At 52.2% G+C, this 18,952-nt stretch carries 25 protein-coding genes; 22 read left to right on the top strand and 3 right to left on the bottom strand.

Annotated features, from left to right (window positions below; genetic code table 11):
• The first annotated feature begins 14 nt into the window (after positions 1-14).
• The 6 genes from L462_RS10355 (at position 15) to L462_RS10380 (ending at position 6,038) form a co-directional block, all read left to right on the top strand.
• Positions 15-2,318, top strand: coding sequence for a replication endonuclease (locus tag L462_RS10355; RefSeq protein ID WP_032678737.1), 2,304 nt, complete (start codon positions 15-17; stop codon positions 2,316-2,318).
• 207 nt (positions 2,319-2,525) lie between these two features.
• Positions 2,526-2,714 (top strand): hypothetical protein, encoded by a 189-nt coding sequence (locus L462_RS10360; protein WP_032678736.1) that lies wholly within the window; start codon positions 2,526-2,528, stop codon positions 2,712-2,714.
• Between the two features lie 10 nt (positions 2,715-2,724).
• Complete coding sequence (locus L462_RS10365) at positions 2,725-2,958, top strand: DinI-like family protein (RefSeq protein WP_032678735.1); 234 nt, start codon at positions 2,725-2,727, stop codon at positions 2,956-2,958.
• Between the two features lie 284 nt (positions 2,959-3,242).
• Positions 3,243-3,437, top strand: coding sequence for a hypothetical protein (locus tag L462_RS10370; protein WP_032678734.1), 195 nt, complete (start codon positions 3,243-3,245; stop codon positions 3,435-3,437).
• A gap of 9 nt (positions 3,438-3,446) precedes the next feature.
• Complete coding sequence (locus tag L462_RS10375) at positions 3,447-4,235, top strand: hypothetical protein (RefSeq protein WP_032678733.1); 789 nt, start codon at positions 3,447-3,449, stop codon at positions 4,233-4,235.
• A 363-nt stretch (positions 4,236-4,598) separates the two neighbouring features.
• Positions 4,599-6,038, top strand: coding sequence for an SEFIR domain-containing protein (locus tag L462_RS10380; RefSeq protein ID WP_032678732.1), 1,440 nt, complete (start codon positions 4,599-4,601; stop codon positions 6,036-6,038).
• A gap of 31 nt (positions 6,039-6,069) precedes the next feature.
• Here L462_RS10380 and L462_RS10385 read toward each other — a convergent pair whose 3' ends face one another.
• A complete protein-coding gene (locus tag L462_RS10385; RefSeq protein ID WP_032678731.1) occupies positions 6,070-7,122 on the bottom strand; it encodes a phage portal protein in 1,053 nt (350 codons plus the stop codon).
• Positions 7,122-8,885 (bottom strand): terminase ATPase subunit family protein, encoded by a 1,764-nt coding sequence (locus tag L462_RS10390; protein WP_032678730.1) that lies wholly within the window; start codon positions 8,883-8,885, stop codon positions 7,122-7,124. The genes L462_RS10385 and L462_RS10390 overlap by 1 nt, the downstream gene beginning before the upstream one ends.
• 149 nt (positions 8,886-9,034) lie before the next feature.
• On the opposite strand from L462_RS10390, the gene L462_RS10395 reads away from it, so the two are divergent.
• The 11 genes from L462_RS10395 to L462_RS10440 all read left to right on the top strand — a co-directional run bounded on the left by L462_RS10395 (position 9,035) and on the right by L462_RS10440 (position 14,561).
• Complete coding sequence (locus tag L462_RS10395) at positions 9,035-9,862, top strand: GPO family capsid scaffolding protein (RefSeq protein ID WP_032678729.1); 828 nt, start codon at positions 9,035-9,037, stop codon at positions 9,860-9,862.
• A 15-nt stretch (positions 9,863-9,877) separates the two neighbouring features.
• Positions 9,878-11,026, top strand: coding sequence for a phage major capsid protein, P2 family (locus L462_RS10400; protein WP_032678728.1), 1,149 nt, complete (start codon positions 9,878-9,880; stop codon positions 11,024-11,026).
• A gap of 3 nt (positions 11,027-11,029) precedes the next feature.
• The gene (gpM, locus tag L462_RS10405; RefSeq protein ID WP_032678727.1) at positions 11,030-11,683 is read left to right on the top strand and encodes a phage terminase small subunit; all 654 of its coding nucleotides are present in this window, start codon (positions 11,030-11,032) and stop codon (positions 11,681-11,683) included.
• Between the two features lie 98 nt (positions 11,684-11,781).
• Complete coding sequence (locus L462_RS10410) at positions 11,782-12,249, top strand: head completion/stabilization protein (RefSeq protein WP_032678726.1); 468 nt, start codon at positions 11,782-11,784, stop codon at positions 12,247-12,249.
• The gene (locus L462_RS10415; protein ID WP_000868184.1) at positions 12,249-12,452 is read left to right on the top strand and encodes a tail protein X; all 204 of its coding nucleotides are present in this window, start codon (positions 12,249-12,251) and stop codon (positions 12,450-12,452) included. Before L462_RS10410 ends, L462_RS10415 begins: the two co-directional genes overlap by 1 nt.
• A 3-nt stretch (positions 12,453-12,455) precedes the next feature.
• Positions 12,456-12,671 (top strand): hypothetical protein, encoded by a 216-nt coding sequence (locus tag L462_RS10420; protein WP_014884902.1) that lies wholly within the window; start codon positions 12,456-12,458, stop codon positions 12,669-12,671.
• Positions 12,652-13,167: a lysozyme gene (locus L462_RS10425; protein WP_032678725.1), complete on the top strand. Its 516-nt coding sequence runs from the start codon at positions 12,652-12,654 to the stop codon at positions 13,165-13,167. Before L462_RS10420 ends, L462_RS10425 begins: the two co-directional genes overlap by 20 nt.
• Positions 13,164-13,592, top strand: coding sequence for an Rz-like lysis system protein LysB (lysB, locus tag L462_RS25570; protein ID WP_032678724.1), 429 nt, complete (start codon positions 13,164-13,166; stop codon positions 13,590-13,592). The genes L462_RS10425 and lysB overlap by 4 nt, the downstream gene beginning before the upstream one ends.
• Complete coding sequence (gene lysC, locus L462_RS25410; RefSeq protein WP_223195361.1) at positions 13,477-13,725, top strand: Rz1-like lysis system protein LysC; 249 nt, start codon at positions 13,477-13,479, stop codon at positions 13,723-13,725. Before lysB ends, lysC begins: the two co-directional genes overlap by 116 nt.
• Positions 13,688-14,119 carry a phage tail protein gene (locus L462_RS10435; protein ID WP_032678723.1) on the top strand — a complete coding sequence of 144 codons (432 nt, stop codon included), beginning with the start codon at positions 13,688-13,690 and terminating at the stop codon, positions 14,117-14,119. Before lysC ends, L462_RS10435 begins: the two co-directional genes overlap by 38 nt.
• Positions 14,112-14,561 (top strand): phage virion morphogenesis protein, encoded by a 450-nt coding sequence (locus L462_RS10440; protein WP_032678722.1) that lies wholly within the window; start codon positions 14,112-14,114, stop codon positions 14,559-14,561. The genes L462_RS10435 and L462_RS10440 overlap by 8 nt, the downstream gene beginning before the upstream one ends.
• Here the strand turns inward: L462_RS10440 and L462_RS0123605 are convergent.
• Positions 14,538-15,344 (bottom strand): DUF2971 domain-containing protein, encoded by an 807-nt coding sequence (locus L462_RS0123605; protein ID WP_045334081.1) that lies wholly within the window; start codon positions 15,342-15,344, stop codon positions 14,538-14,540. The two genes, L462_RS10440 and L462_RS0123605, sit on opposite strands and share 24 nt — an antisense overlap.
• Positions 15,345-15,470: 126 nt before the next feature.
• Between L462_RS0123605 and L462_RS10445 the strand changes: the two genes are divergently transcribed.
• The 5 genes from L462_RS10445 to L462_RS10465 form a co-directional block, all read left to right on the top strand.
• On the top strand, positions 15,471-16,049 hold the full coding sequence (locus L462_RS10445) for a phage baseplate assembly protein V (protein WP_014884896.1): 579 nt from the start codon (positions 15,471-15,473) through the stop codon (positions 16,047-16,049).
• Entirely contained in the window at positions 16,046-16,405 is a 360-nt protein-coding gene (locus tag L462_RS10450; RefSeq protein ID WP_015386368.1) for a GPW/gp25 family protein, read from the top strand. Before L462_RS10445 ends, L462_RS10450 begins: the two co-directional genes overlap by 4 nt.
• Positions 16,392-17,300 carry a baseplate assembly protein gene (locus tag L462_RS10455; RefSeq protein WP_032678721.1) on the top strand — a complete coding sequence of 303 codons (909 nt, stop codon included), beginning with the start codon at positions 16,392-16,394 and terminating at the stop codon, positions 17,298-17,300. The genes L462_RS10450 and L462_RS10455 overlap by 14 nt, the downstream gene beginning before the upstream one ends.
• The gene (locus L462_RS10460) at positions 17,293-17,898 is read left to right on the top strand and encodes a phage tail protein I (RefSeq protein ID WP_014884893.1); all 606 of its coding nucleotides are present in this window, start codon (positions 17,293-17,295) and stop codon (positions 17,896-17,898) included. The genes L462_RS10455 and L462_RS10460 overlap by 8 nt, the downstream gene beginning before the upstream one ends.
• The coding region (locus tag L462_RS10465; RefSeq protein WP_032679723.1) for a phage tail protein at positions 17,895-18,952 on the top strand (1,058 nt) is incomplete at its 3' end. The genes L462_RS10460 and L462_RS10465, both read left to right, overlap by 4 nt.

Genomic DNA, 18,952 nt, shown 5'->3' with positions numbered 1-18,952 from the left:
TATGGGGTGTCAGAATGTCTGACACCGTTTTCCCCTACGCATGGAATGCCCCGCGTCCTGCAATCGGCGGTTTTAAGCAAGCCGATGCGGCGCCGGTTATCATGTATCTGACGCCGGACGGTAATCGCAAGAGTTTGTCGATTGCCGAACTGGCAGAAGCGGATGAAGCACCAGACCGGGGCCGGGCGGTTCGTCGTCGTCTGGCTTCGCTGCCTCATTTTGTCCGCCGTATGTATGCTCAAAAACTTGAACAGGTAGACCGTAAAGGCAAGCAAGCGGCTGATGCCTGGCTTATCAATACCTTTGAGCGATTCGTTCTGAGTCGTATAGATCAGGTCAATGAGCAGTATCTGCCGCAGGGGGGGATGCCTGCGGCTTTGTTGCCTTTGCGTGAACAATTCTGGCGCCTGCTTTGGTCTGGAAAAAAAGAGCTGAAACGGCTAGCGCATAATCTTGCTGACCTGTTGGGAAGCGAGTTTAACCGCGAGTTTGATTTCCAGATGGCCCGCACGTCCGATCCTCATTTCGCCACCCTGTCAGGTTATGGCCGCATGGGGTTTCTTGCCAATCACCTCAAAACACCGGTTCCGTGCTGGACGGCCTACTGCAAAGAAGAGCTGGAGGCGGAAGACGCACTGAAAGCAGTGGCCCGCCTGCAGTCTCCGCAGTGGTGGCTTAATCGTCTGCGCCGTATGCATGCTCGCTGGCGTGAGCATCTGATGGTTGCGGCCGGGTATGTACACAAAAAATCCGCACCGTACTGCAGTGACCCATGTTTGCAGGAATGGACGGCGCAAAAGAAAGCCAACCGCGAATTTCTGAAAGCGATGGAGCTGGAAGATGAGGACACCGGAGAGCGCTTATCGCTGATTGATAAAGTGGCCGGCAGCGTTGCCAACCCAGCCAACCGACGCCGTGAACTGATGGCGCGCATGCGTGGGTTCGAAGATTTAGCGAATGAGGCCGGACTGGCCGGGGCATTCTTCACGCTTACCGCTCCATCCAGATATCACTCAATGCAGTACGACGGGCGCCGGAACAACAAATACAGCGGCGAGTCACCGCGTGAAACACAGAAATATCTTTGCAAAGTATGGGCGCGCACGCGTGCGGCCTGGCTGCGCAATGGTATTCGCGTGTTTGGCTTTCGCGTTGTTGAGCCTCACCACGACGAAACCCCGCACTGGCATCTCCTGCTTTTCATGCGCCCGGAGCATATCGAACCGGCAACAGCAATCTTTCGTAAGCACGCCATGCGTGAGGATGGGAATGAGCCTGGCGCCGCTGAAAACCGCTTCGAAATGAAACCCATCGAGAAAGAGAAGGGCAGCGCAACGGGCTATATCGCAAAATACATTTCAAAAAATATTGATGGCTATCAGCTTGATGACGATCTGGATGATGAAACCGGCAAGCCTCTGAAAGAAATGGCCCGCCGCGTAAGTGCCTGGGCGTCTCGTTGGGCGATCCGGCAGTTCCAGCAAATAGGCGGCGCACCGGTAACTGTGTGGCGTGAATTACGTCGCCTCGGTGATCGTGAGCTGGTCCTGCACCCCGAAATTGAGCCAGTGCGTCAGGCCGCCGACAGCAGTGCTTGGGATTTGTACGTGAGTGCACAGGGTGGCCCGCTGGTTCCCCGTGATCTCCTGCGCGTGCGCCTCAGCTATGAAGTCACCGAAAATGGCAACCTTTACGGTGATGACGTCTCCAAAATTTCCGGCGTTTACTCCCCGATCCGTGGGCCGGAATCGCTGATTCATACGCGCACTACCAAATACAAAATTGTGCCGAAACGTCAGGCCGACGGCGTTTCAGGTTTTGACCTTGATTTTTCAGGCGGCCCCGCCGCCCCTCGGAGTTCTGTCAATAACTGTACGCGGGAGCCGCGGGAGGTTGAAAAAAGCGCCGATCCTGGCGGCACGGTCATGAATGACTGTGCCAGCTGGGCGGATATTGGCTCTTTATCCGGGAAAGAAAAACGGGTGATAGCGCAGCGGCTGAGCGACGCGGCAAGGATAACTAACAAGCGCGTAAAAGTGAGGCCAAAAGCCAGCCCTATGACGGAGCAGGAAAAGCAAATTAGTGAGCTTCTGGTTCTGCGTGGTGTGGATGCCAGTGCCGGAATGGTCCGTTCGTTGATTTCTGGCGCGGTGGTGGCCTTTGGCGATCAGGTGTTAACGGTTGAAGAAGGGCGCCTTACTGTCCGAAACCGTATTGCGGCAGGTGTTCAGCGTCTGCCGTCCCAAATTGTGGAGATTAAACAGCAGGCGGATGACCTTCTGAACCGAATGAAGCGTGCATTTTCAGCGCGGGAATAGCCCATGATCAACATGGTCAGATCTGACGGTGAGTGAAGTTAATGATTAACCTCAGCAAACAGACTCATCTGATTGATTGATAAAAAATATTTTACAACCCCGAAATCCTCCTATACTGTATATATAAACAGTGGATATGTATACAGTTATTGCATCTATTCCTGGGGATGCTGGCTGGTTTATCCCGTAGTGAGGATAGGAGGGAAAATGCAGGACTATCTTTTGGAGTCGTTGAAACTCCAGCGTATTGATTTCTTTATCAAGCTTGTAGCGGCTAGTGAGTGTAGCGAAGAAGAGAAACGCCTTGCGATCCAGTGGGTGTCGGAACTCACGGACGAGCTGATGGCGAAAATTCGCAACCATGAATACAGCCAAACGATGGACGTCACCAGTTAAGGGGGTCTCTATGCGCATTGAAATAATGATCGATAAAGAGCAGAAGATTAGCCAGGCAACACTGGAAGGCCTTGAGTCAGAGCTTTACCGCAATCTGCGCCCTCTTTGCCCCAAAACAGTGATCCGCATACGTAAGGGAAGCGCCAATGGTATAGAACTTAGCGGTTTAAAACTGGACGAAGAAAAAAAACGAGTGATGGAGATCATGCAGCAGGCCTGGGATGATGATAGCTGGCTGCAATAAGGAACGTTGCTGGCGTAAGAACTTGCTTCTGACGTCAGCAAGGTTTAACAATGAACTGAGTGAGGCGTTAGGCTGTAGTTGTTGGTTCAGCTTTGACACACTATATGTAGCTTTTGGATACGGGGAGATTGAATTATGTTCAGTTTTTCTTGTCGTAGTAGTGAAAATGGGATAAATAAACGATCCCACAAGATGTTCGCTACCCGGCACTGTTCTACACTAAGGTCATAACAATAAGAATGAGTAGCAATGCCACAAGTATGCAGGCACAGCGAGGAGGTCGTATGACTAAGATTTTTGGAAAGCTTGCCACAGCACCAGGGCGTTGGATGCAGAATGTTATCCGCCAGGACATTGAGCAGTCCAACAATAGCAAAATTACTACTGATGCTAATGGGAATGCTGTTCTCAACATGAACAACAAAGAAGTTCGTGATTCCATGCAAGCCAGAATGAAGGAATTGGCAGCTAAACGTTAAGGATGGACGATGGGACCACTTGTCATAATGGTTGTTCTCGTATGCGGGTTTTGGTACACAGAAAATCACTATCAATCCCGCATACGTCACGCCAGAACCAACGGTTGGACCTCTTACTTTTACGTCGCTATGCACGGTTGTAAGTTTGTTGTTCAAGGTTTCGCCGTCATTTTCGCGCTCTACATCATTCTTTGGCTGTTCAGCTTAATTATCTCGTTGCCTCACCTAATTTGGCCGACATACGGCATGAAAGACATTTACTCATGGCTTACAGTCAAAGAGGTCATGAATTACCCATTGTTGTTTGCTTTCTCCATGGGGATGTCATGCTTACTGGCCTATGCCGCAGGTCAGAATGCAAGGAAGTCACTCGAGAAAGAAGAGGTAAGACAAGCCGCATATAGAGAAATGGCTTCAATGGATGGTGTCGAATCTCTTCTTGTACAGGCTATAGATGAAGATATGCTGATCTTCGTTACGCTTAAATCACGAAAGGTATATATCGGTTATGTCGCGGCTCCACGTATTGAACACAGCCATACCCAACATTTGGCGATAATTCCCTACATCAGTGGCTATCGTGATAAAGATACTCTTCGCTACCATGAGCAGCATAGATACTACGAGCTGTACTTGGCGAAAGGCATTACTGCGGATTCAGAGGGATTGAATTTGCAGCATTTCAGGCACGTGATTCCTATGGATCAGGTAGAAGCTGTTTCCCTTTTTGATACTGGGACCTACCTGTCCTTTGATGATTGCTCTGAGCCAGAAGAGACAAAGGATAAGAACGCATAAGAGTGCATGATCATGCTGCATGAAAACGCATGATCGTTTGAGGATCGTTTATGTCTAAGCCCGCCAGTTCTGGCGGGCTTTTGCTTATATCATGCAGGTGCATGAAAACCACTACGTAAAGCGGGCAGGCGTGGCGGGGCTACGAGCGCGCATTAAAGGCCGAAAACTCGGGCGGGAGGTGCATCTTCAAAGGCTTCGAGTTGTTAGTTTAGAAAGATATATTTGAGGACATGAAGCGAAGCTTCTAACTGTTGCTGGGGTAGGTAGGCTGCAACGTATTATTGTGACGATGTTAACTTGCAGAAAAATTTTAGGAGAAGTAACTTGTGAGATAGCATCTAACAAATTCAAGAAGGGTTGTATATGTCACCAAAGGTTTTCATATCATATAGCTGGAGTAGTCCTGCTCATAAAGAAAGAGTTAAAGCAATAGCTGATAGGCTCTTGGGCGATGGGGTTGATGTCATCTTAGATATATACGATTTAAAAGAGGGTCATGATAAAAATGCATTTATGGAAAAGATGGTGGTTGATAAAACGATCACCAACGTGCTTGTAATGTGCGACTCAGTGTATGCTGAAAAAGCAGATAATAAACAAAGTGGGGTAGGTACTGAATCACAAATAATTTCACAACATGTTTATACTAAAGTCGAACAATCAAAATTCATTCCAATAGTCTGTGAGTTTGATGAAAATTCAGAACCATACCTTCCAGTCTTTATGAGGTCTTTAATTTGGATTGATTTGTCAACCCCTGAAAAAGAAAATCATAATTGGGAACGACTTGTTCGTCTTCTCAATGGTAAACCGGCTGATATAAAGCCTAAACTAGGTAAAAAGCCTAGCTATTTAGAAAGCGGTACTTATGAACCAGTTAGTGAACCCCGTGCAAAATTGAATAGTTTAAAGCAAGCTATTCTACAAGGCAGAACTGGCATAAATTTTTTTCGTAGGGATTTTATAAGTGCGGTTGTAATTTATCTTGATGGAATGAAAATTAGAACGCGACCTGAGTCTGATGATGTGGTTTCGATGGGTAAAAAAATAATCAGTGATATTGCAGCAATGAAGCCAGTAAGAGACTATATATGTGAATGGGTAACTCTGGAGGCCGAATTTACTGATTCAAAAGAATTTTCAAATGAATTGATTAAGTTTTTAGAACAAATACTTTTACTTAAGGAAGTTCCTAGTAATATAAGTTCATGGTCATCAAACTGGTATGATGCACAAAAAGTTTTTGCATTGGAAATATTTTTGTACATTGTTGCAATACTAATCAATTTAGGTAAGTATCATTTAATTAGGAATGTGTTATCTGCTCGATATCTTTCGGGGGATAGACAATTGCCGCCAGAATTTAGATTTGTTTCTATTGATGCTTTTTTGGGAGCGTCAGAAACCTTGCAGGCCGGTTTTGATGAAGATTCTAAATATTACTCTCCTGTGGCTGAACTTATAAAAAGAAACGCTGATCGGAGCGATGTATTGTTTGCCGATCTTATACAGGCGGATCTGTTGGTGTTGTTTTATTCGTTTTGCAATTCAGGTGTGTATTGGTATCCAAATACTATTTATTATGCAAGTTATGGATACAAGCCAGAACTCTTTATAAGAGCGACCCAGCGTGAATATTTCTTACATCTAGCCATGATTGCTGGAATACAATCGGTACAGGAAATTAAAGAGAAAGTAAAGGCTGGTGCAGAAAGAATGAATGGCTCTAGCTTCAGTTATGGTCGTATGGGAAATGATTTTTGCTCCATGATGAATATTGAAAGTCTTGATTCAATCAAATAATTTAAAGGAGCCGCTCTTGAAGCGGCTTTTTTTATTCGACATCATTCAGCATGTAGGGAGCGAATGTAATAATTTCATCATCAAGCCAATCATTAAGCTCCTGCAGACGCTTCTGAAGTGGTGTCAGTTCGTTGCGAACGAAAACGCGCGCCGCTTTTTCAACATCACCAAACCCGCCGGTATTTGTCGGAATAATCCCCATCAGCTGCGGAGGCACACGGTGCGCTGCCAGCATGTCATCACGGCTCACATTCTTGATGTTAAGAAACTCATCTTTCGCTGCGACTTCTGACAGCGGGATGATCTGAATGCCGTCTTTCTTGCCGTTCGGACTGTACATAAACAGGTTGCGGAAGTTGCCTGGCCCTTTCGATTTTTTCAGCGCTTCGCGTATGTTGTCCACGTCTTTCTGATCGGCGGCGGGGTCGCTCATGTACATGATGAAACCAGCATGGCTCCCGTTAAGGTAATATTTACGGCGAAACAGCGTGGCCGATTCATTCAGCAGGGCGGAGGGAATGGCGGAGAGGTATTCCGGCATCCCGTATAGCTCCTGGTTAACGTCGGGTTCCATCAGGTGAAACACGCTTCCCTCATCGAACTGATAGGGCTGCGAGTTGTAGCCATACTGTGCAAACCAGTAGGTGTCCGGGTCAATGCCACGACGGGTGTATTTGGCAAGCGAGGCGCGCAGCTCCATGATCTGGCCTAAACGGTTCAAGCGTTTTTCCAGATAGGCATTACCGAATACCAGAAAGTCCTGGGCGAACCGGGAAAAGGCTTGTTTAGACAGCCAACGGTGAGGGATGAAGGTACTGGTAAGAATATTGCGTTTTACCTGAATAGCGCTGGAGTGATGCACGGCGGCGCGGTAAGTTCGCGCCAGGCCATCCATGCTGATCGGTGGTTCGTACCAGCGGTCCACCTGCACGCACTCCAGGTAATCAAATAACTCCCTGCGGTCCATCACGGGGATCGGATCGCCAAACGTAAACGCCTCCGCATGTGCATTACTGACCATGTTGGCCGTATCGGTGGCGGTCTGGCCGCGTGGTGCCTTGCTGCGGTTTTTGCGGTTAGCCATTAAAAAATCTCCACGATGTTGCTGGTACTGGCGAAAGCTCCTGCCAGTGGTTCGTTATAAAGTGCGTGCATGGTTGCCCAGGCTAAATCCGCGTGACTGGCTTCCTCTGTGCGAGCTGCTTCGTAGGTTGGCCGGTTGCCGCTGGCGGTGGTTGAACGGCGAATGGACATAAAGGACTGCGCGATATCCAGCATCCCCGCGTCAAATTCCAGACGGCGCCCGCTGATGATGTCGTAGGCTTTAAGCACCAGGGCATTTTTAACGGTCGGGTTGTAGACAAACTCACGCGCAGCAGGGAAGAACTGCTTAACCGTTTTGTAAACGCCATCGCCAACGCCGGTCGAGTCAATGCCGATGTAGGTCACGTTGTAGCGTCTGGTGATTTCCTCAATCGCTGAGGCCTGGGCGCGAAAGTCCATCCCACGCCACTGGTGACGCTCAAGGATGCGGAATTTACCGCCGGGGACGACGGGAGGCGCAATGACCACGCAACCGGCGCTGTCACCGTTCTGCGTTCCTTTTGCCGGGTCATAGCCGATCCAGACAGGGTGGTATGCAAACGGACGCAGTAAAAGCGGTTCGAAATCGTCCCACACATCCCAGCTGTCAACCATGCAGGACTGCAGCAACGCCAGCGGGAACACGGACGCCAGGTCGTCAACGAACTGACACATCAGCAGGTTGTTGTATTCGTCCGGGCTGTACTCCAGGCGCAGCTGGTCCAGGTCGAAAAGATTACACCCGCCGTTTACGGCATCTTCAATGGTGACTATCTGGCGGTACTGGCCGTCAGGGCATAAAACGCCGTGCGCCAGGCTACTGTGAGAAATGTCAAATTCTACCCTGTCGGCTTTCGGGCGCCCTTTATTGAACAGGGCGCCAGACCAGAACGGGTAGGCGCTGTGCGTCAGGCTGGAAGGGGTAGAGAAATAGGTCTGACGCCATTTTTTGTGCAGCGCCATACCGGAGGCCACCTTGCGCAGCTCCTGGAATTTCGGTATCCAGAAATACTCATCAAGATATAGATTGCCGTGATAGCTCTGCGCGGTACGGGCATTTGTACCGAGGAAGTAAAGACACGCGCCGTTAGGCAGCACCATCGGATCGCCTTTCAGTTCAACGTCCACCTCTTTTGCAAAGTCGATGATGTACTGTTTAAAAACGTGCGCCTGAGCTTTACTCGCTGACAGAAAGATTTGATTTCGGCCCGTGGTCAGGGCGTCTATCAACGCTTCACGGGCGAAATAGTAGGTTGCACCGATCTGGCGTGACTTTAAGAGGTTGCGGATACGGTGTTTGATGCCAGCGTCCCACCAGTGGCGCTGGTACTCGAACATACCGGCGCGGAAAATCTCTTCCAGCTTTTCGATCTGCTCGTCGGTAAACAGGTTTTTTTCCGGCGGCTTGCGCGGACCTTTATTGCGGTTCGCCACGTTCGGATTCAGGTCTGCTTCATTCCCGCCATTGTTAAATTTGCCGATCCTGGCCTGTCGTTCGGACTGACGCGCCAGCAGGTCAATTTCTTTAAAGTCCTTTCCTTCCTTCTGCTCCTTCATGACGAGCTGGCAGTAACGTGCGGCGGTGGTGAGCTGCATCTGATCCAGTGGGCCATATTCGCCCCACTTATCGCGTTTTTTCCAGCTGTGAACGGTTGCAACTTTCTCGCCCAGCATTTCAGCAATGCGGGCTACGCGGTATCCCTGAAAGTACATCAGCATTGCCTGACGACGGGGATCGAGGTCTGCGGGGGTTAGTGTTGTCATGGCACAAACATACGGCCTCAAATCAGCACTTTCCCCGGCTTCGCATTGTGTGGGAGTTCGCACAAGCCCAACGCGTTGTTTACACGCGCCCATCACCGCAAACATAAGGCTCTGAACGTGTTACGAACTAACTAACCGGAGCCGGACCGATGGCAAAAAAATCTAAGCGTTTTCGTATTGGGGTCGAAGGGGCCACTACTGACGGGCGCGTTATTGAGCGTGAATGGCTCACCCAGATGGCAGCGAGCTATAACCCGCAGGTATACACCGCGCTGATCAATATGGAGCACATCAAGGGCTTTACTCCTGATGGGCCCTTCCGTCGTTTTGGCATGGTGGAAAAGCTGGAAGCGGAAGAAATTACCGAAGGGGCATTGTCCGGGAAAATGGCGCTGTATGGCTGGATTGCCCCGACTGACGATCTGGTCACGATGACCAGCAACTGGCAGAAGCTTTTCACCTCAATGGAAGTTAACACCAGCTTTGCCGATACCGGCTCCGCTTATCTGGTTGGCCTGGCGATTACTGACGATCCCGCAAGCCTCGGCACTGAAATGCTGCAGTTCAGCGCCAGCGCAGAACATAACCCCCTGGCGCGCCGCAAGCTGGACAAAGACAACCTGTTTACCGCTGCTGTTGAAACGCTCATCGAGTTTGAGGACGTGCCGGAAAAAACCAGCCTGTTTACCCGCGTGAAAGAGCTGCTGGCCCGCAAAGGCGCCGATGATAACGCCCGCTTTGCTGATGTGAATCAGGCTGTTGAAACCATCGCGCGTGAGCATCAGACGCTGGCGGAGCAGGTCAGCACCCATCAGACCGATTTCAGCAACAAGCTGAGCGATATGCAGAAGGTTGTTGATGAGACAACCAACGCACTCTCCACCCTGCGTGAGCAGCTTTCCACTCAGGACAGCCGCAGCGAACGCCGCCCTAATGCGACCGGCAATAACGGCGCAGAACAAACCACCGATTGCTGACGGAGCAAAAGCACAATGAAAAAAGAGACACGTTTTAAATTCAACGGCTATCTGACGCAGCTCGCCACACTCAATGGCGTGCCTGTAAGCGGTATCACCTCAAAATATACGGCAGAGCCGTCCGTTGCGCAGACGCTGGAAACGAAAATCCAGGAGTCTTCCTCGTTCCTGCAGAAAATCAACATTATCCCGGTTGATGAGCAGTCCGGCGAACGTCTGGGGCTGGGGATTGGCGCCAGTATCGCCGGTAATACTGATACCACCCAGAAAGACCGTGAACCCGTTGATCCGACCTACATCGACGGTGAAGGGTACAAGTGTACCCAGACTAACTCTGATACGGCGCTGCCTTATGCAAAACTGGATTTGTGGGCTAAATTCCAGGACTTCCAGACGCGCATCCGTGACGCCATCATTATTCGCCAGGCGCTTGACCGCATCATGATCGGCTTCAACGGCGTGAAGCGTGAAAAAACGTCAGACCGCAAGACCTATCCGCTGCTGCAGGATGTGAATATCGGCTGGCTGGAGAAAATCCGCCAGGAGAAACCCGTTCAGGTTCTGGACAAAATTGTGTCCGAGGGCGAGGTGGTTTCTCAGACTATCCGTGTCGGTAAAGGCGGCGATTTCCTGAATCTGGACGCGCTGGTTATGGGCGCCGTGAATGAGAAAATCGCGCCGTGGTATCAGGAAGATACAGAGCTTGTGGTTATCGTCGGGCGCCAGTTGCTGGCGGATAAATATTTCCCGATCGTCAACCGCGACCAGCCAAACAGCGAAGCGATGGCGGCCGATCTCATCATCAGCCAGAAGCGTATCGGCAACCTCCCGGCCGTTCGCGCGCCGTTCTTCCCGGCTAACGCCATGCTGATCACCCGTCTGGATAACCTGTCTATTTACTGGCAAGCCGGTACCCGTCGTCGTTCAGTTATCGACAATCCGAAGCGTGACCGCGTGGAGAACTACGAATCCGTTAACGAGGCGTATGTCGTCGAAGATTACGATGGCGTTTGCCTGGTTGAGAACATCGAGATGTTACCAGCGCAGGCAGACGGCAATCCGGGCGCGGCGCTGACGGCTGAAAATATTCAGACCATCGTTGCTGCAGCAGTGCAGGGCGCGCTTGATGCTCAGAATACGGGCGGCACTGGCGCCGGAGCGTGATAAATGAATCCGTTCCGTGCTCACACTCAGTATGTACAGGCACAGGATGCCGCCCGGCAGGGCGGCAGTAAAGCCAGTATGACGGGTTATAACCAGATGCTGTTACAGCTGACAGAACACCGCAGGCGCCTTAAAACCGTCCAGTCAAATGAGCGCAAGGCTCAGCTCAAACGTGAGTTTCTTCCCGCTTATGCCTCATGGATTGCCGGTTTGCTGGATGCTGACGCGTCAGGCCAGGACGACGTGGCGATGTACGTCATGATCTGGCGCATTGATGCCGGAGACTATACCGGCGCGCTGGACATTGCCCGCCATGCCATTAAACACGGCTGGGTCCTGCCGCAGCGATTCAACCGGACCTGCGGGACTGCTGTTGCGGAAGAGTTTGCCGACGCGGCAATGCGCGCTTTTTCTGCCGGTGAATCATTCAGTGCCGCCATTCTTACCCAGGTGCTCGATATCGTTGAAGGTCAGGATATGCCGGATCAGTCCCGCGCCCGACTTCATAAGGCGATGGGCTACGCGCTGCGGGATAACGATCAGGCAGTGGCGGCACTTAACCATCTGAAGCGTGCCCTGCAGCTGGATAACAGTTCTGGCGTCAAAACCGAAATCAACAAGCTTGAAAGCCGATTGCGACAGGCAATGTCGGCTTAACGAATCGTGCCAACGCGCGGGGCGGCACGGGGTGGCGACAGGCTTTATGCCGCGTCAAAACCCCGTCCACCGCCCAACTATTTGGGAGTGCCAGAAATATGCAATTCGTTTCGCCGGAACAGGCCGGGGAAAGTACCCAGGACGTTATTAAGAACACCAGTTTCTGGCCTGATGTCAGGGTTTCAGAGTTCCGCCGTGATATGCGCATGGATGGGAGTGTCACCGATCCGCGCCTGCGTCTGGCGTTGCTGACAGCGATTGCTGAAGTTAACGCCGATCTTTATGAGTTCCGCGAGAAACAACGGGCGCAGGGGTATGCGAGCCTGGCCGACGTCCCTGCGGATGTGATCGACGGCGAAAGCCAGCGGCTCATGCTGTATCGCCGTGCGGTGTTTTGCTGGGCAAAAGCAAACCTGGTTGAGCGCTATCGCGATTTTGACGCAAGCGGCGACGGAAGCAAGAAAGCTGAAGATATCGAAACAACCTTAGGCGAGCTGTGGCGCGATGTGCGCTGGGCGGAGTCCCGCCTGCGCGATATGCCGCATATGACGGTGGAGCTGATTTGATGAAAGTGCGTGCGCATCAGTATGACACGGTGGACGCACTCTGCTGGCGCCATTACGGGCGCACGCAGGGAGTCACTGAACAGGTGCTGCAGGCGAATCCGGGGCTGGCTGAATATGGCCCCTTTTTACCGCACGGGCTGCAGGTGGAGCTGCCGGACATTACGGCGTCAACCACTGCGCAGACTGTCCAGTTATGGGACTGAACTATGACGCTTGAACGAATCAGCGCCTTTATCACTTACTGCGTTGCCCTGCTTCTGGCATGGCTCGGCGATTTGTCTCTTAAAGATGTGTCGACCATCACCGGTCTTGCGCTGGGGATTATTACTGCAGCGGTGACCTGTTATTTACGCTGGAAAGCCTACCAGCTGCTGCGGGACGGCAGAATATCCAGGGGGGAATATGAGTCCTTCAATCGTTAAGCGTTGCCTGATCGGCGCGGTGCTGGCGATTGCCGCCACGCTGCCGGGTTTTCAGTCGCTTCATACCTCCGTCGAGGGGCTGAAACTGATTGCTGATTTGGAAGGGTGCCGCCTGCAGCCATACCAGTGCAGCGCCGGGGTCTGGACTGACGGGGTCGGAAATACGTCCGGGGTAGTGCCGGGCAAAACCATAACGGAGCGACAGGCCGCGCAGGGGCTGATTAATAACGTATTGCTGACGGAAAAAAGGATTGAAGCCTGCCTGCAGGTTAAGCCACCTCAGCATGTTTACGATGCCCTGATCAGTATCGGTTTTAATGTCGGAACCGGGGCAATCTGCCGGTCAACAATGGTTTCTTACATCAATCGCCAGCAGTGGTGGCAGGCGTGCAACCAGCTCCCCCTCTGGGTTTATGTAAACGGCCAAAGGAGTAAAGGGCTGGAAAACAGGCGAGCCCGTGAGCTTGCCTGGTGTCTTAAAGGGGCAGGGGCATGACGCGCGCGCTGGCGGTGATCCTGGCTCTGGTGCTGGCATTGCTGGGCTGGCAGTCATGGCGGCTTAACAATGCCGGTCACACCATCGGGACGCAGGCTGAGGCGCTTAAAAAGAACAAGCAGGACCTGGCGAAGAAAAACAGCCAGCTCATCAGCCTGTCCATTCTTACCGAAACCAACAGCCGGGCGCAGATGCAACTTTATGCTGCAGCGGAGGAGACTTCCGCGCTGTTGCGGAGTCGCCAGCGCCGGATCGAGGAGCTAAAACGTGAAAACGAGGATTTACGCCGCTGGGCTGACACTCCTTTGCCTGCTGACATTATCCGGCTGCGGGAGCGCCCGGCCCTCGCCGGAGGTGCAGCTTACCGTGAGTGGTTGTCCAAAAGTGACGCAATGCCGCCTGGACAGGTCGGCGCCGCGCAGTAATGGGGATTTGAACCAGGTGCTGGATGAGACTGAGGCCGCCTGGGCAGTATGTGCCGACAAAGTGGACACGATCATAGCGTGTCAGGAGCGAGACAGTGAACAAGCCGCAGTCCTTACGCAACGCCCTGAATAAATCGGTGGCGTATGTCCGTGACAACCCGGACAAGCTGCACCTTTTTGTTGATAACGGTTCGCTGGTCGCAACCGGCGCCCGTTCAATGTCATGGGAATATCGCTACACCCTGAACGTGGTGATTGAAGATTTTAGCGGTGACCAGAATTTAGTGATGGCGCCCGTGCTGCTCTGGTTAATGTCCAATCAACCGGACGCTATTAACAACCCGGAGCTGCGCGAAAAACTTTTTACCTTTGACGTCGATATCCTGAGCAACGATCTGTGTGATATCAGCCTCAATCTGCAGCTCACGGAGCGCGTGATTGTCAGCACAGACGGCACTGTATCGAGCGTTGAAGCGGTGCCGGAACCCGACGTACCCGAAGAAATGTGGACGGTGAAACGTGGATGATCTGCAGAGGGTGGATGACTGGCTGGCGGCCCTGCTGGCGAATCTGGAACCGGCAGCTCGCAACCGTATGATGCGACAGCTGGCGCAGGAGCTGCGCCGGTCGCAACAGCAAAACATCAGGCTGCAGCGCAATCCAGACGGCACCGCCTTTGAGGCGCGCCGGGTGACGGCCAGAAGTAAAAAGGGGCGCATCAAGCGCCAGATGTTCGCCAAATTGCGCACAACTAAATACCTGAAAACCGCAGCCACTGCGGACTCTGCCAGCGTGCAGTTTGATGGGAAAGTCCAGCGCATCGCCCGTGTTCACCATTATGGCCTGCGTGATAGAGTCCGACGAAATGGCCCGGAGGCCCGGTACCCGGCACGCCGTCTTTTGGGTATCAACGATGTGATAGAAGAATTAACACGTGATACTCTTCTACGCTGGATTATTAGGTTGTGAATTATATAAAGTAATTTGCTCAATTGCTTCGTCTATAGATATTTTAATGAATGCCCATTCATAAATATCGAAGAAGCAAACGTATATTTTACATTCTGGAAGGTGTTGAGTGATTCTATCTCGCATTGTTTTTAAATAATCATGCTTGTATGCATTTCTAAGGCCGATGTAAATTTCCTTAATGCTGGAGCTACTTATGGGCTGGATTTCATTTCTATATCGTGAAATGTTTCTTACCACCCTAACTTCTTCCTCGTATGACCAATAAGCAGGTTTGTAGAGAAAGGTTCTTTGTAGTGCTTCCAGAAAATCAGGATTGTAATGAAACTGCATTCCTTCAAAGAAATTGAGATTATCAGAGTTTATGTAAGGATTATGGGGTTTAGTTGATGCATAAATAACACTGCCATACTTTGCTGGGATGACATTCAAACCCTCATCATTTAATTCTGCTTCGTTGGCATCTATGCCAAAAACAACTCCTGCATGCGAGCCATTATCCTTATCAAGCAAGATGCTTTTTTTATCATCATAATTTGCACCCTTACCATAATGTGCCCACATCAGAGGATTTAATGGAGCGCGAGTCAAAGATAAAATTCCATATGATATGGAAGCGGAAAGAAATTTTAAAGTTTGTTCTTTATATTGTTCTTCCGAGCCATAGTGTAAACCTGTTAATTCAAAAGGATCGTTTAGAGATGATGCTCTTGAAAATTTCAATGTTGAATTTTTTATAATTAAGTCTGCTGTTTCAGAGTCGACATATTTATATAGAATCATTTTCAAGCCTTAGATTAAATTGTTTCTATTAACTGCCATGGCCTTAGATGTTATCCCTTAATTGTAAGGGACACCATACAGTACAAGCTAGTTTTGTGATTCCCCGAGGTAATGCAATCTCATCCTATGAACGCACAACTAACCGAAATCATGCGCCTTATCACCAACCTGATCCGCACTGGAACCGTAACCGAAGTGGACCGGGAAAACTGGCTGTGCCGAGTGAAAGTGGGTGAGCTTGAAACCAACTGGATTAACTGGCTGACACTGCGCGCAGGCGGTGCCCGTACATGGTGGTGTCCGTCGCCGGATGAGCAGGTGGTGGTGCTGAGTATGGGCGGCAATCTGGAAACCGCTTTTGCCTTACCTGCGATCTATTCCAACCAGTTCGCCCCGCCGTCGGACTCTGTGGACGGCTGCGTAACGGAATACCCGGACGGTGGCTGGTTTGAATATGAACCAGCCACCGGCCGCTGGCATGTGCGAGGCATCAAATCCATGGTGATCGAGGCTGCAGATAACATAACCCTGAAAACGGGGGAATTTGTGGTGGAAGCAAGCAACACGCGCATAAACAGCGAGGTGGTGATCAATGGTGGCGTCACCCAGGGCGGCGGCGCCATGAGTTCTAACGGGATCGTAGTCGATAAACACGGTCATACCGGCGTTAAGTCCGGCGGCGATACATCAGGAGGCCCGGTATGACGCTTTATATCGGCATGAGTCAGGGCAACGGCAGGACCATTACCGACACTGACCACCTGCGCCAGTCGGTCCGGGATATTCTGCTGACCCCGCAGGGGAGCCGCATTGCCAGGCGGGAATACGGCTCGCTTCTGTCAGAGCTGATAGACCAGCCGCAGAACCCGGCGCTGCGCCTGCAGGTAATGTCTGCGGTCTATGTAGCTCTGAGTCGCTGGGAGCCGCGGCTTACCCTGGATTCCATCACCATAGACAGCAGTTTTGATGGTTCGATGGTGGTTGAGCTTACCGGGCAGCGTGATAACGGCGCGCCGGTTTCACTTTCGGTATCAACAGGAGCAGACAATGGCAGTCATTGACCTTTCCCAGCTGCCCGCCCCGCAGATAGTGGATGTGCCGGATTTTGAAACGCTGCTAAACGAACGGAAAGCCGCGTTTATGGCCCTTTATCCGGCAGACGAGCAGGACGCGGTAAGGCGCACGCTTGAGCTGGAGTCTGAACCCGTGACCAAGCTCCTGCAGGAAAATGCGTATCGTGAAATCCTCCTGCGCCAGCGCATTAACGAGGCGGCGCAGGCGGTCATGGTGGCTTATGCCATTGGCGGCGATCTCGATCAGATGGCGGCCAACTACAACGTGAAGCGGCTGACGGTTACACCTGCGGATAACGACGCGGTGCCGCCGGTCGCAGCGGTAATGGAAAGTGATGAGGCGCTGCGCCTGCGTGTTCCTGCTGCATTTGAGGGGCTGTCCGTGGCGGGGCCGACGGCGGCCTATGAGTTTCACGCTAAAAGCGCTGACGGGCGAGTGGCTGACGCCAGCGCAACCAGCCCGGCACCGGCGGAGGTGGTGCTTACCGTGCTGAGCCGTGAGGGCGACGGAACGGCAGCGGCGGATCTGCTGGGAGTGGTTGAACAGGCGCTTAACAGTGAGAACGTGCGGCCGGTTGCTGACCGTCTGACGGTGCGCAGCGCTGAAATTATTCCGTACAGCGTGGATGCAACGATCTTTCTTTACCCGGGGCCAGAAGCTGAGCCGGTGATGGAGGCGGCAAAGGCCAGCCTGCAGAAATATATCGCCAGCCAGACGAGGCTGGGGCGCGATATTCGCCGCAGTGCTATTTATGCCGCGCTGCATGTTGAAGGTGTGCAACGTGTTGAGCTGGCCTCGCCGCTCGCTGATGTGGTGCTGGATAAGACACAAGCCGCTTCATGTACGGAATGGAGCGTAACCAACGGGGGAACGGATGAATAGTCTGCTTCCTCCTGGTTCATCGCCGCTTGAGCGCCGCCTGGCGCAGACCTGCAGCGGAATTTCCGATCTGCAGGTGCCGCTGCGCGATTTATGGAACCCGGCAACATGCCCGGTCAAGTTTCTGCCGTATCTGGCGTGGGCCTTTTCGGTTGATCGCTGGGACGAAGGATGGGCGGAGAGCGTGAAGCGCCGCGTGGTGCAGGATGCGTTCTATATCCATCAGCACAAGGGCACAACCAGCGCTGTGCGGCGTGTGGTGGAGCCGTTCGGCTTTCTGATCCGCATCATTGAATGGTGGCAGACCGGCGAGGCGCCGGGCACGTTTCGCCTGGATATTGGGGTGCAGGACCAGGGCATAACAGAAGAAACCTATCTGGAGCTGGAGCGCCTGATTGGTGACGCCAAACCCTGCAGCCGGCATCTGATCGGCATGTCCATAAACCTGCAGACGAGCGGACCATATTTCGTTGGGGCTGCCACTTACACCGGCGAAGAAATCACGATTTACCCGTATATCAACGAAACCATCATTTCCGGTGGCACTGCCTACGAGGGCGGCGCCGTCCATGTTATCGACACAATGAGAGTGAACCCATGAGCGCAAAATTTTATACCCTGCTGACGGATATTGGCGCGGCGAAACTGGCAAGCGCTGCCGCGCTCGGTGTGCCGCTGAAAATTACCCAGATGGCGGTGGGGGATGGCGGCGGCGTGCTTCCAACTCCCAGCGCACAACAGACGAAGCTGGTTTCCGAAAAGCGGCGCGCTGACCTGAACATGCTTTACATCGATCCGCAGAACAGCAGCCAGATTATTGCTGAGCAGGTGATTCCTGAAACTGAGGGCGGTTGGTGGATTCGTGAGGTTGGGCTGTTTGACGAAACGGGCGCGCTGATCGCCGTGGGAAACTGCCCGGAGAGCTACAAACCGCAGCTGGCAGAAGGGAGCGGCCGCACGCAGACAGTGCGCATGGTACTGATTACCAGCAGCACCGATAACATTACGCTGAAAATTGACCCGTCCGTAGTGCTGGCTACCCGCAAATATGTGGATGACAAGGTGCTGGAACTGAAGGTGTATGTAGATGAGCTGATGGCGGCGCATCTTGCTGCAGCTGATCCGCATACGCAATATGCGCCAAAAGCCAGCCCGACGTTTACCGGCACCCCAAAAGCCCCGACTGCAGCTGCAGGTAACAATACCACTCAGCTTGCCACAACTGCGTTTGTTCAGGCGGCTCTGATCGCCCTGGTGAATGGTGCCCCGGCTACACTGGACACGCTGAAAGAAATTGCTGCGGCTATCAACAACGATCCTAATTTCAGCACCACCATTAATAACGCGCTTGCACTCAAAGCCCCACTGGCAAGCCCGGCCCTGACCGGAACGCCGACAGCCCCCACGGCTGCGCAGACTGTCAACAATACGCAAATAGCCACTACTGCTTTCGTAAAATCAGCTCTGGCTGCGCTTGTTGGCTCATCACCTGCGGCGCTTGATACCCTGAACGAGCTGGCGGCGGCGTTAGGAAACGATCCTAACTTTGCAACCACCATGACAAATGCGCTGGCAGGCAAGCAGCCGCTGGATAGCACGCTGACAACTTTGTCTGGAAAAACCGCAGATGGGATTATCGAATACCTTCGTTTGGG

Source organism: Enterobacter sp. BIDMC 26 (assembly GCF_000534435.1).
Lineage (GTDB): Bacteria > Pseudomonadota > Gammaproteobacteria > Enterobacterales > Enterobacteriaceae > Enterobacter > Enterobacter ludwigii.
Note: the sequence above shows the minus strand (reverse complement) of the source record. Positions and strands in the feature narration are given on the sequence as shown.